Raw genomic sequence first — 13,043 nt, 5'->3', positions numbered from 1 at the left:
AATGAACAGATCTTCAATTTATTCGATACGATTATTGAGAAGACAAAAACGGAACTGAGCGGTTACCAGCCACTGGTATCGGGTGCCGCTTTGCATTTAATGGGCAGCTTACATGCTGCTTTGAAGCAGAATTCTGTAGAACATGAAGACAGGGAAATCCTCGTTAATAAGGCCCGGCTCCTCTTTCGTTCCAATATTGACAAAGCATTTTCTCCTGAGCAGGCTGCAGAGGAACTGCAGGTTGGTTATTCCTGGTTCAGAAAAGTATTTAAAAGTTATACGGGCCTTTCCCCGGGGCAATATTGTATACAGCTGAAAATAGAAAAGGCAAGAACGATGTTATCAGACCCGAACCTGTCTGTGAAAGAGATTGCTTATACGCTGAAATTTGAGTCGAGTTTCTACTTTTCGAAATTATTTAAGGAAAAAACAGGGATTACACCGACGGCTTACCGCCAGCGGGCACTTGGACTACAGAGTGTTTAGCTATGAAAGTATAAGATAAGGCCGGCACTAGCTGGCCTTATTGAGTGCAGCAATTTCAATTGCATCCAGTTTATCCCCCAGCGCTTTTCCAAAGTTCTCTACAATCAGTGCAGCACCTCCGATCAGCTGGGCTTTATTATTTAAATCAGAGATCTTGATTTCTGTGAAATTGGTAAGCAGGGGAATGCAATGTTCATTGATGGCCTGCTGAATTGGAGAAAGCCATAATTTACCTACCACACTGCCTTTGCCACTTAAAACTATTGCTCCGGGATTCATCAGGTGGATCAGTATAGCGAGGCCTTCACCTACATGATATGCTGCCTCGGATATCAGTTTCACTGAGAACACATCCCCTCTGATTGCTTCATCAATGATCGCATCGGCATCCACATCTGCATAGCTGGATAAACTGGTAATCTGACCTTTGCCGATTCCCTCCTTTGCAATGCCGGCAACGGCGACTAATGAGGCCTCTGTTTCAAGGCAGCCCCGTTTTCCACAGTTGCAGAGCTTACCATTTTTAAAAAGAGGGATATGGCTGAACTCTCCTGCCAGGCCATTGTTGCCCCTGAAGATTTTATTGTTCAAAATCATTCCCAACCCTATTCCCCAGCCTAAGTTAAGTACCATTACATTTTTCATGTGCGCTGCTACGCCGAACTTCTGTTCTGCAAGCGCAATTGCTGTTGAATCATTATCAAGAAAAACCGGTATAGCCAGCTGCTGCTGAAGATAGCCGGCCAGTGGTTGCCCGGCAATATGCAGATAGGTATAATTGATACCCATTTCTGTATCAATGAATCCCGGCATGGTAATGCCGACTCCTAAAATACCAGATTTCGATATTTTAGTACTTTCAATAAACTGGTTGATGTAAGCAACCAGCTGATCCGGCTGCAATTTGAAAATATCAAATTCATACCTGATTATATCAGTTACAAAACTATTGTTCATATCTACTACAACCATGCGCGCAGAAAATTGGTCCATCGCCACAGAAACCAAATAATATGAATCAGAAATCAAGGAATAATTTAATGGTTTGCGTCCTCCGCTGGAGTTGGCAAGTCCCATCTCCTCGACAAATCCTTTCTTTTTTAGTTCATTTAAGACTTTTATCGCGTAAGGTATGCTCTTACCGATATGATTACTTACATCAGCACTGGTTAACAGCTTGTTATAATATAAACATTTAATCGTTTCGCTATTTGACACTAGCACTTTTGTTTTACTGAGAGACATCATAACTATAATTTATTTCTTGGCTAGAATTTTTAGAGAAAAATCACAAATCTTTCTAATTTTCTTAAAAAGATTACACAATTTACTAAAAAAAAGTTATTTTAGATTATTGTTTTACATATAAAACGATTAAGTATTAAACTAACTAAACGCTACTCTCTCAAGTTTGTGGTTTTATTGAAAATCATAGATAAATAATCGCAAGAACACCTGTTTTTACTCATAGAATAAGCATCAATACTCTTTTTAAAGCGATAAAACGTTTTAAAAGGTATGAAACATCCCTAATTGTCTATTTTATACACAAAAACCAACTTATAAATGAAATAAACATCCTCAAAAAAACCAAAGCCGGAGAATTGACAGAATCAAAATTTACGATCCTACGGACATTTTATCTCAACCACAAACAAAAACTTAAACCCTAAACAACAAGTTTTATGAAAAGATTTTACATGCTTTTTGCATTATTTCAACTCTGCTGGTTTTGTGTAGCTGCACAGAACATAACAGTTACAGGAACAGTGCTCGACCCTACAAATGCTCCACTTCCTGCCGTAAGTGTGAAAGTAACTGGCTCCTCTACAGGAACCCAAACTGATGCCAGCGGAAAATTTACTATCAGCGTTCCTTCCAATGCTACAATTACGTTCAGTTCTATCGGTTATGTAAGTCAGACTTTATCAGTCAACGGACGCAGAACGATCAACGTAACGCTTGCTGACGATGCAAAATCATTGGATGGTGTTGTTGTAACGGCACTGGGTATTACCCGCGCCAAGAAAAGTCTTACCTATAGTACTACTACTGTAACCTCAGAGGAACTTAACCAGGTTAAAGGTCCAAGTGTACTGAATTCACTTGCAGGTAAAGCCGCCGGTGTATTTGTTACTCAGGGAGCTGGTGGTCCTGGTAGTACTCCAAGAGTAGTACTTCGTGGTAACAAATCAATTTCTGGAAATAACCAGCCTTTATATGTTGTAGACGGTGTGCCAATCGGTGGTTTCGCTGATTACAACCCGGAAGATATTGAAAATTTACAGGTACTTCAGGGTGCTTCTGCTGCGGCATTATATGGTAGCCAGGCAGCGAATGGTGTAATTCTGATCACTACCAAAAAAGGTAAATTAGGTGCTCCTGCAGTAAATTTCACTTCTACAGCAACATTTGACAACCCTGTATCTTTACCGGAAATTCAGACAAGCTATGGAAACGGATCTTTGGGTGTTGCACCTACAACTCCAATCAATGATAGCTGGGGCCCTAAAATTACCAACGGCTCTGACAGTTACATTAAAGACTTTTTCCAAACTGGTCAGAACTATATCAACAGTGTATCGATCAGCAGCGGAACTGAGACTTCTAAAATCTATTTCTCTTATGCAAATACAGATGCAAAAGCGATGCTTCCAGGATACAAATTCGGAAGAAACAACATGACAGTAAGAGGTAGCACTTCATTATTTGATAACAAGATAGTTGTTGAGGGTGGTATCAATTACATCCAGACAAAAACTACAAACAGAAACGAATCTTCATGGTATAACAGTCCGATGTTCGGTTTGTATTTATTCCCGATGGGCGTAGATATTTCACAATATGCTGCAAATGGCGGTACTGTATACAACCCTACACGTGGTTTTAATACCCAAAACTGGCCATATATCAAAAATGAGCACAGTTCTAACCAGAATCCTTACTGGATCCTGAACCACATTAACCGTGATGAGCTGGATAACCGGACGAATGTAAACGGTTCCGTAAGATACAATATTACTGACTGGTTGAACATCACCGGAAGGACTACTGTAAATAAATACAGCTATGATAATGATCAGCGCTATGGTGCAAGTGGTGACCCTACTTCAATCGGCGTGAACGGATCTTACAGAAAAGACGTGAACATTGGTCAGGATTTGTATACTGACATCCTTTTACAGGCTAATAAAAACCTATCAAAAGATTTCACTTTAAATGCAACTGCAGGTTTTACCAATACTATCCTGACTTACCAGGCCATTGGCAACCGTACAAATGGTGCAGATAACACTTTATACTACGCAGATTATTTTGCTTTACAAGGCTTAACAGGAAACTACATTTCCGAAACTGAAAAAACAAAAAGAATCAGCAGATCTATACTTGGTACTGCAACACTAGGCTGGAAAGACAGATTATTTCTGGATGTAACCGCAAGAAATGAGTGGTCATCAACAACAGATAATTCATTCTTCTACCCTTCTGCAGGTTTAGCCTATGTTGCCAAACAATCTGCTCCAAACGATGTGTTGTCATTTGCAAAAGTGAGAGCAACGTATGCAGAAGTTGGTAACGCTTTACCATTCGGTGCAGCAGCAAGAAACTCCAACTATACTGTTAATGCCGACGAAAGTGTGAACGGAAGAGAAACTCTTCCATTCTTCAGCGGTCTTGACACCATTAACCTGAAACCTGAGCGTACAAGATCTTATGAAGTTGGTGCTGAACTGCGCTTCTTCAATGATAAGTTAAACGTGAACTTAACTTATTACGACGCAACTACACGTGACCAGGTATTTAGAATCACTGCTCCAACAGGTGCTGGTGCCAGCGAGTTTTATATCAATGGTGGAACAATTCAGAACAGAGGTATCGAGGCTACAGTAAGTTACAATGCCAAACTTGGTAATGTAAGCTGGACTCCCGGTGTGAATTTCACAAGAAACAAAAACAGGATTAAATCATTAAGTAACCTCTTAACATCTGATCGTTTTGTACTGCAGAGCGGAAACAGGTTAACCAATTTATACCTGCTTCGTCCGGGAAGTACTTTACTTAACGGCAGAGAGTATGGATCATACGGAGATTTGTTTGGTAAAACTTACCAGTACAATGAGGATGGATCACAAAAATTTGATGCAACAACAGGCCTTCCTGTATTATCCGTACAGGCAGATCAGTATATCGGAAATGCAAACCCGGATTTCCTGCTGAATATGAACAACCAGTTCAAATACAAAAACTTCAGCTTCTCTTTCCTTGTGGATGGCAGATTCGGTGGTTTGGTATCATCATCTACTCAACAATGGTTAGACTACAAAGGTCTTTCACCAAGAACAGCAGAAGCACGTGATGCCGGTGGTGTAATGGTTAACGGCAAATTAATTAACGCACAAACTTACTACAACTTTATCTCAGCAAGTGCAGATGCTGGTGCTGTTGCAACAGAGTATACTTACAAATCAACCAACATCAGATTAAGAGAGGTTGCAATTGGCTATACACTTCCAACATTCAGCAAAGTGATTAAAAGTGTGAACATTTCACTTGTAGGACGTAACATCCTGTTCTTCTACAAAAAAGCACCGTTTGATCCGGAGTTGGCATTGACAACAGACAATAACAGCCTGGGCTTTGAATCATTCCAGTTGCCTTCAGCAAGATCAATAGGCGCAACATTAAGGGTAAATTTCTAATCCATAAAAATTAAAGAAATGAAAAAATATACATATAAGATGAATTACAAATTGTTGTTTCTCTGCGTGTTAATCTTTGCAGCCTCATCCTGTACGAAAGATTTCGACGGATTGAATACAGATAAGGGTGATATCTCCGACATGGACCTTCAAAAAGACGGTGCTGAGGCGGCTTTCCTTCTCCCTGTAATGATGAATAATATCATCAGCACTAGCCCTGGAGAGCAAACTCAGCAAAACTTACAGGCTGAATCTTACGCCGGATATCTGGAAGCGCCAAGTAACTTCCTGGGTAACGTAAACACCACTACCTACGTAACCCGCGGTATCTGGGAAAGCTCATACACCATTTCTGTAAATGGTGTGATGAATAACTGGCTGACCATGAAGAGAAAAGGATTTGATACCAAATACCCGGATTTGTATGCTATCGCACTGATTATGAAAGTGGCAGCTGGACAAAGACTAGTAGATACTTTCGGTCCTTTCCCATATTCAAAATATGGGGATACTGCTGAACCGGCTTTCGATTCACCGGCAGCGGCATATGCTGCGATGTTTGTTGATCTTGATAAGGCTGTGGCTAACCTGCTTGCTGCAGAAGCTGCTGATCCGAATGCAGATCAGACCCGTTTCAAGAAATGGGACAGATCAACTTTAGTTGGTGAATATACCAACTGGATCAAACTTGCAAACACACTGCGTTTACGTATGGGTATGAGAATCTCAGTAGTAGATCCTACCAATGGAAAATTACAGGCAGAGAAAGCTGTCCTGACTGCAAATGGCGGAGTACTGGATGCAGCCACAGGTTCATTCTCTGTAGCTCCTCCAAGCGGCACAAACCCTCACTATACTATGACCAATGCATGGTCTGATACACGTATATCTGCTGCAGTAGTTACTTACCTGCAAGGCTATAACGATCCGCGTCTGCCTGCGTATGTACTCCCTGCACTAGACCCTGCTCTTAACGGTTCATACAGAGGAATTAGGCCAGGTGTGGAAAGACCAACAAAGTCTGTGTATGAAAACTACTCAAAATACAATGTTGCCCAAGCCGCACCGATGAAGGTTGTTGACGTTGCTGAAAGCTACTTCCTGAAATCTGAAGGTGTATTGAGAGGATGGAACATGGGTACCGGTACCGCGCAATCATTTTACGAAGCAGGCGTAAGAGCCTCTATCGCAGCAAATGGTGTAGCTGGTGCAGATGCTTATCTGCAAGGTACATCGACTCAACTTGCTTATGTTGATCCGAAACGTCCTGACTACGCAAGCCCGGCATTAACCACCAATGTCGTAAAATGGGATGAAGGTGCTGCTTTCGAGACTAAGCTGGAAAAAATCATTACCCAGAAATGGATTGCCGTTTTCCCTGAAGGAACTGAAGGATGGTCGGAATTTAGACGTACAGGATATCCTAAACAATATTTTATCATGTCGCCTCAAAACCCTGTGCTTCCATTGGGAACTTACATTAAACGTTTAACTTACCCTACAAGTGTAGTTACGTCTAGTCAGAATGCATACAATACAGCAGTTGCAGCCTTCCTTGGGGGCGTCGAAAATGAAGCAACAAAGTTCTACTGGATGAAATAAGATCAGGTAGATATTCTTAAAGAAGGGCTTGTCATTCAAAAATGGCAAGCCCTTTTTTTGTAGGCGTATTTTTTGAAGCAACAAATTGGATATGTATGGTTGTGAGGATATTACTCCGGCAAATTTTCATTATATTTCAATGCGCTATAACCTATACTCCAACCCTTGCCTTATGACGAAATCAACTACAGAAACCTTAAAAAGAACCTTAAAACCCGTCCACTTATGGGGCATAGCTGTCGGGCTGGTCATCTCAGGAGAATATTTTGGATGGAACTATGGCTGGGGAGTAGCCGGCACAATTGGCTTTTTAATCGCCACACTGATCGTAACGGTAATGTATATTACCTTCATCTTCAGCTATACCGAACTGACTACCGCCATTCCACATGCAGGAGGTGCTTTTGCCTATAGCTACCGTGCAATGGGGCCATTTGGCGGACTAATAGCGGGATACGCAACACTCATTGATTTTTTACTTGCTACACCCGCTATTGCATTTGCCCTTGGCAGCTACCTTCACTTCCTTTACCCTTCAATCCCCGTATTACAGTCGGCCCTCGTTTTTAACGTCATTTTTATTCTCATCAATATCTCAGGAATCAAGGAATCCGCTGCCTTCTCCATCTTTATCACGGCGCTTGCCGTTGGAGAACTCCTGTTGTTCATGGGCATTATCGCTCCCCATTTCAAGGCAGTAAATTACCTGAGTAACCCTATGCCTTTTGGCTGGAAGGGAATATTTGCCGCTCTGCCCTATGCAGTATGGTTCTATCTCGCCATCGAAGGCGTGGCCATGGTTGCAGAAGAAGTAAAAGAACCTGAAAAAAATATTCCGAAAGGATATATCTCAGGCCTGGCTACCCTGATGTTCCTGGCACTTGGCGTCATGATCCTTACAGGAGGAATTACCGACTGGCGTAAGCTGAGCACTATAGATTACCCGCTTCCCGAAGCGATATCCATCGTCCTCGGGAAAAACAACAGCTTAACAAAGATCTTTGCCAGTATCGGGCTGTTTGGGTTGATCGCCTCCTTTCATGGAACTATCCTCGCCTCATCAAGGCAGATCTTTGCTATGGCCAGAAGCGGTTATCTGCCACAGGGCTTAGCCAGGATCAACCAGCGGTTTAAAACCCCGCACTGGTCAGTTATAGCCAGCAGCGTTGTGAGCTTCGCAGCGCTGTTCACAGGAACTACCAGCCAGGTTATCATCTTATCTGTACTCGGTGCGATCGTGATGTATATGATGAGCATGATCAGCCTATTCCTGTTGCGCAGCAAAGAACCCCAGCTTATACGGCCTTTCCGTTCACCATTTTACCCTGTTTTCCCGGCAATAGCACTATTTTTATGTGTAGTCTGTCTATTTGCAATCATCTATTACAACATGATGCTTACCGGTGTATTTTTAGCGGGAATGTCGATTGCTGTTCTACTGTTTGTACTCAGCGGAAAACATAAGGAAAAAATTAACAACGATATCCTGCTCGAAAGGGCAGTGATTATGGCATCAGCAGAATAATTATGGCTTATCAGCATACCATACACCAGCGCGTTTACCGGTTCAGGGACCTGAAAGACCTGCTCGCCAAGGCATCTCCCCTGAGAAGCGGAGATATCCTTGCAGGCATTGCTGCTGCAAGCTATGAAGAACGTGTTGCAGCACAGATTACCCTGGCGGATGTACCATTGAAGGACTTTCTCAGGGAAGCAGTTATCCCCTATGATGAGGATGAGGTTACACGTTTGATTATGGACGATCATGATCTTAAGGAATTTGAGCTGGTTGCCCACTTAACAGTAGGTGGACTCAGCGATTGGCTGCTGAGTGATCAGGCCAGTACAGCGGTTATAACACGTCTAAAAATGGGGCTCACACCTGAGATGGTAGCTGCAGTATCTAAACTGATGAGGAACCAGGACCTGATCACAGTTGCGAAAAAATGTGAAGTGATTACCCGCTTTCGAAATACAATTGGTCTGAAAGGCAGATTTTCTACACGTTTACAGCCAAATCACCCAACTGATGATCCTAAAGGTATTGCGGCAAGTATAATAGACGGACTGCTCTACGGTAGCGGTGATGCCGTGATTGGTATCAACCCTGCTACTGACAGCCCTGCCGGGGTTACAAACTTACTGAAACTGATAGACAGGATCAGGCTACAGTTTGATATCCCTGCACAGTCCTGCGTGCTCAGCCACATTACTACGACCATAGAACTGATCAATAACGGTGCTCCGGTAGATCTTTGTTTTCAGTCAATTGCCGGTACCCAGCAGGCAAACTCAAGTTTTGGGGTAAACCTGGCATTACTTGATGAAGCCTATGATGCTACCCTATCGCTAAAGCGGGGAACAATTGGTCAGAATGTAATGTATTTTGAAACAGGACAGGGCAGCGCGCTGTCTGCGAACGCACACCATGGCGTAGATCAGCAAACCTGCGAAGCCAGGGCGTACGCAATAGCACGCAAATATCATCCCCTGCTGGTGAATACAGTAGTAGGTTTTATAGGCCCGGAATATCTATATGATGGCAAACAGATCATTCGGGCAGCTCTGGAAGATCATTTCTGCGGCAAGCTGCTTGGCCTGCCGATGGGCGTTGACGTTTGTTATACCAATCATGCAGAGGCAGACCAGGATGATATGGATAATCTCCTGACTTTGTTGGGGGTGGCAGGCTGCAATTTTGTAATGGGCATTCCCGGATCGGATGATATCATGTTAAATTATCAGTCCACTTCATTTCATGACGCGCTCTATCTGAGAAAAGTCCTTGGCTTAAAGCCTGCCCCTGAGTTTGAAGAATGGCTCATCAGGCAGGGCATAAGCAATGATCAGGGAAAGATCACACATACACAGCTAACAGGGAAACTAATTGACCATTTATTCTAACTCGTCTCATAGTGGAAAACACTCCGGTAAAAATTACTGATTCATGGGAGTCGCTCAAAGAATTTACAGCTGCCCGCATTGCTCTTGGCAGAGTAGGTGACAGCATTCCGCTAAGTGCATCGCTGGAGTTTAAACTTGCGCATGCTCACGCAAGGGATGCCGTCTATTCTGAGTTAGACCGTACGGCGTTGCTCAATGGCCTGGCCAATTTTGAAATACCCGTTCTGGAAATCCACAGCAAGGCAGAGAACCGGAACCAATACCTGCAGCGACCTGATCTGGGAAGAATCCCTGCCGATCAGGATGTTCAATTGCTGAAAGAACATGCTGCTACATTCGATATCTGCCTGATAGTAGCTGACGGACTCTCGGCGACGGCAATCAATTCCAATATAATTCCTTTGCTTGATGACTTGCTGCCCCTGCTAAAAGGAATGAAGTACAAACTGGCACCCATATGCCTGGCCTCACAGGCTCGGGTTGCTTTATCTGACCATATTGCCGCTGCACTTGGGGCTACGCTAGCCCTGATGCTCATCGGAGAGCGACCAGGCCTGAGTTCGGCCGACAGCATTGGTGCCTATTTAACTTACCAGCCCAGACCCGGGCTTACTGATGAATCACGTAACTGCGTCTCCAATATCAGACCTCAGGGATTAACTTTTGACCTGGCAGCGAATAAGATCTTTTACCTGATCCAGGAAGCTTTCAGAAGGAAACTGTCCGGGGTTGAGCTGAAAGATAATGCCGGATTGTTACCGGAATAACACACTGAAAGTAGAATTAACGAAATGGGTACCAACCTGAAAAATGAGCCTGGTACTCATTCATAAAAATCGTCAAAAAGCAAAAGCGCCTTAAACTTAAGTTTAAAGCGCTTTAGTGTATTTACTTTGCTAACTCGCGGAGAGAGAGGGATTCGAACCCTCGATACCCTTTTGAGGTATACACACTTTCCAGGCGTGCTCCTTCAACCACTCGGACACCTCTCCATTACGGGGTTGCAAAAGTAGTATTTTTTTTGATTTCTAAAACAAATTAATCAATAACGGTAACTTTTACCATGTTTGTTCTGCCTTTGCTTTCCATTGGAACGGCAGCTGTATTGATCAGGATATCTCCTTTTTTAATCAGTTTCATTTTCACCAACTGATCATTTACATCTAAAATAGTCTCATCAGTACTCTCAAACTTATCATAATAGAACGCCTGAACGCCCCATACCAACGCCAGCGTATTAATTAACTGCTTGTTATTTGTGAAAATATAAGTCAGTGCTTTTGGTCTGTGGCTTGAGATTTCGAAAGCAGTATAACCACTCACAGTCATAGAAACAATACCTACTGCACTTGTTTGTTTAGCTAAGAAAGTAGCTGAATCACAAACTGCATCACTTAAGAATGTTTCAGATTTAGGTTTCAGGTGCTTATCAACGTTAAACGGATAGTTGTTTGTTTCAATGTTCTGAATGATTTTCTGCATCGTTTCGATAACGATCAGTGGAAACTCTCCAACAGAAGTTTCTCCGCTTAACATTACCGCATCAGCGCCATCCAGTACCGAGTTAGCAACATCATTTACCTCAGCACGTGTTGGCCTTGGCGTAGTGATCATGCTTTCCAGCATTTGTGTAGCAATAATAACCGGTTTAGAAGCTGCGATACATTTCTGAACAATCATTTTCTGCAGCAAAGGAACTTCTTCCATTGGCATTTCAACACCAAGATCTCCACGGGCAACCATGATACCGTCAGAAACAGCAATGATTTCATCAATGTTAGCTATAGCTTCAGGTTTTTCAATTTTAGCAATTACCCTTGCATGTTTGCCTCTTGCTTTGATAATATCTTTTAATTCTACAATATCAGCTGCGTTACGAACAAATGAAAGACCTATCCAGTCTACATTATTTTCAAGTACGAAGTCAAGATTGTAACGGTCTTCTTCAGTTAGTGAAGGAATAGAAACCTTAGTATTTGGTAAGTTTACACCTTTTCTTGAGGTCAGGATACCACCGTGAACAACCTCGCAAACTACCTCATCTTCCAGGTTGGTTGAGACCACTCTCATCTGCAGTTTTCCGTCATCCAAAAGGATAATTTCACCTGCTTTTACGTCTTTGGGAAAGGTGTTATAAGTGATATAAATACGCTCCTCGTTACCAATACATTCTTTAGTGGTAATAGTTGTACGTGCTCCATTAACTAATTGTATTCCACCATCCTGCACTTTTCCAATCCTGATTTTAGGACCTTGTAAATCTGCTAAAATGCCGACGTTGTAATTGTATTTTTCGTTGATCGAACGGATGGTGTCCAGGACTTCCTGGTGATCTGCTTGTGAACCATGTGAAAAGTTAAGTCTGCAGACGTCTAATCCGGCATTAAACATGCTGTATAAAACTTCTGGTTTAGCCGATGCAGGACCTAGTGTGGCTACAATTTTTGTTCTGGAATGAAAAGGTTTCATTGAAATTACTTTTATTTGTTACTGACCAACAAAATGGGGGTTTTATATGAAAAAACCAATGTTAGTCTGGTTATTTATGTTATTTAACTAATAATGTAAGCTTCAAATATAGTGTATTTAATACACCTTGTATATAAAATTTACATTATCAAATTCTCTTTTGATTTGAGTTTTAAGGGATCTATCTGCGCAGCAACCTGAATATCAGGCAGTTTGTTTAATCCCGTTAAAATATAATTGAGATCTTCTTTATCAATGTAAGTGTGAATGATCATAAAATAATCAACTTTACTCATCTCCGGGATCAAAAAACCTTCACTGTTGCGGTTGCTCAGGATAAAATATTCATTGTCGCCCTGCTCCACATAAAAATAATATTTGGAAAAAGCGAGCGGTGGTTCATCCACATTGAAGTAAACTTCGTGATCATCTGCCTTTTCAAAATTCAAATTGAGCCGGGTATTGATCTGGTGACAGAACACATAATCCTTCAGAGATGCGGTGATTGCGATCAGCACAAAATCGAGATCCAGTGAAAGTTTTAAATAAGTTTTGTTCAAAGTAGACGAATAAGATTTTAGGATACGAAATTATAAAACTAATTTTGTTTTTCAGTTTGGAATAAAAACATTAAAATTGACAGAGAAATAAAAACATTTGAAATGTGTCAGAATTTATTTTTCTTTGCACTGAATTATTTAACCCATTAAATTATAACATTATGTCTGATATTGCTTCAAGAGTTAAGGCTATTATCGTTGAAAAATTAGGTGTGGATGAGAGCGAGGTTACCCCAGAAGCTTCTTTCACTAATGACCTAGGTGCGGATTCTTTGGATACTGTAGAACTTATCATGGAATTCGAAAAAGAATTCAATGTAGC

10 protein-coding genes and 1 tRNA gene are annotated in these 13,043 nt (G+C 41.9%); 7 read left to right on the top strand and 4 right to left on the bottom strand.

The genetic code is table 11. The features are described 5' to 3' along the window. The coding region (locus ABWY16_RS11800) for a helix-turn-helix domain-containing protein (RefSeq protein WP_353904842.1) at positions 1 to 486 on the top strand (486 nt) is incomplete at its 5' end. A 27-nt stretch (positions 487 to 513) separates the two neighbouring features. On the opposite strand, the gene ABWY16_RS11795 is transcribed toward ABWY16_RS11800, so the two are convergent. Further along, positions 514 to 1,704 carry an ROK family protein gene (locus ABWY16_RS11795; RefSeq protein WP_353904841.1) on the bottom strand — a complete coding sequence of 397 codons (1,191 nt, stop codon included), beginning with the start codon at positions 1,702 to 1,704 and terminating at the stop codon, positions 514 to 516. Positions 1,705 to 2,171: 467 nt separating this feature from the next. On the opposite strand from ABWY16_RS11795, the gene ABWY16_RS11790 reads away from it, so the two are divergent. The 5 genes from ABWY16_RS11790 to eutC all read left to right on the top strand — a co-directional run bounded on the left by ABWY16_RS11790 (position 2,172) and on the right by eutC (position 10,459). Continuing rightward, positions 2,172 to 5,186, top strand: a complete 3,015-nt coding sequence (locus ABWY16_RS11790; RefSeq protein ID WP_353904840.1) for a SusC/RagA family TonB-linked outer membrane protein — start codon at positions 2,172 to 2,174, stop codon at positions 5,184 to 5,186. 18 nt (positions 5,187 to 5,204) lie between these two features. Then, complete coding sequence (locus ABWY16_RS11785; RefSeq protein WP_353904839.1) at positions 5,205 to 6,788, top strand: SusD/RagB family nutrient-binding outer membrane lipoprotein; 1,584 nt, start codon at positions 5,205 to 5,207, stop codon at positions 6,786 to 6,788. Positions 6,789 to 6,960: 172 nt separating this feature from the next. Continuing rightward, the gene (eat, locus tag ABWY16_RS11780) at positions 6,961 to 8,313 is read left to right on the top strand and encodes an ethanolamine permease (RefSeq protein ID WP_353904838.1); all 1,353 of its coding nucleotides are present in this window, start codon (positions 6,961 to 6,963) and stop codon (positions 8,311 to 8,313) included. A gap of 2 nt (positions 8,314 to 8,315) precedes the next feature. Beyond that, entirely contained in the window at positions 8,316 to 9,692 is a 1,377-nt protein-coding gene (locus ABWY16_RS11775; protein WP_353904837.1) for an ethanolamine ammonia-lyase subunit EutB, read from the top strand. Positions 9,693 to 9,703: 11 nt separating this feature from the next. Beyond that, complete coding sequence (gene eutC / locus ABWY16_RS11770; RefSeq protein ID WP_353904836.1) at positions 9,704 to 10,459, top strand: ethanolamine ammonia-lyase subunit EutC; 756 nt, start codon at positions 9,704 to 9,706, stop codon at positions 10,457 to 10,459. A gap of 137 nt (positions 10,460 to 10,596) precedes the next feature. Here the strand turns inward: eutC and ABWY16_RS11765 are convergent. The 3 genes from ABWY16_RS11765 to ABWY16_RS11755 all read right to left on the bottom strand — a co-directional run bounded on the left by ABWY16_RS11765 (position 10,597) and on the right by ABWY16_RS11755 (position 12,721). Next, a tRNA-Ser gene (locus tag ABWY16_RS11765) sits at positions 10,597 to 10,684 on the bottom strand. Positions 10,685 to 10,730: 46 nt separating this feature from the next. Beyond that, entirely contained in the window at positions 10,731 to 12,161 is a 1,431-nt protein-coding gene (gene pyk, locus ABWY16_RS11760; protein ID WP_353904835.1) for a pyruvate kinase, read from the bottom strand. 140 nt (positions 12,162 to 12,301) lie between these two features. Next, positions 12,302 to 12,721: an IPExxxVDY family protein gene (locus ABWY16_RS11755; RefSeq protein WP_353904834.1), complete on the bottom strand. Its 420-nt coding sequence runs from the start codon at positions 12,719 to 12,721 to the stop codon at positions 12,302 to 12,304. A gap of 161 nt (positions 12,722 to 12,882) precedes the next feature. On the opposite strand from ABWY16_RS11755, the gene ABWY16_RS11750 reads away from it, so the two are divergent. Further along, positions 12,883 to 13,043 (top strand): acyl carrier protein (locus tag ABWY16_RS11750; protein WP_353904843.1); only part of this gene is annotated, 161 nt, incomplete at its 3' end.

It is taken from the genome of Pedobacter sp. (assembly GCF_040513095.1).
GTDB lineage: Bacteria > Bacteroidota > Bacteroidia > Sphingobacteriales > Sphingobacteriaceae > Pedobacter.
The sequence above is the reverse complement of the archived record's forward strand: the minus strand, read 5'-3'. Positions and strand labels throughout refer to the sequence as shown.

What these genes read in the sequence shown, in the direction of transcription:
- pyk (WP_353904835.1), bottom strand. Translation starts at nt 12,161, where the DNA reads ATGAAACCTTTTCATTCCAGAACAAAAATTGTAGCCACACTAGGTCCT.
- ABWY16_RS11785 (WP_353904839.1), top strand. Translation starts at nt 5,205, where the DNA reads ATGAAAAAATATACATATAAGATGAATTACAAATTGTTGTTTCTCTGC.
- ABWY16_RS11790 (WP_353904840.1), top strand. Translation starts at nt 2,172, where the DNA reads ATGAAAAGATTTTACATGCTTTTTGCATTATTTCAACTCTGCTGGTTT.
- ABWY16_RS11775 (WP_353904837.1), top strand. Translation starts at nt 8,316, where the DNA reads ATGGCTTATCAGCATACCATACACCAGCGCGTTTACCGGTTCAGGGAC.
- eat (WP_353904838.1), top strand. Translation starts at nt 6,961, where the DNA reads ATGACGAAATCAACTACAGAAACCTTAAAAAGAACCTTAAAACCCGTC.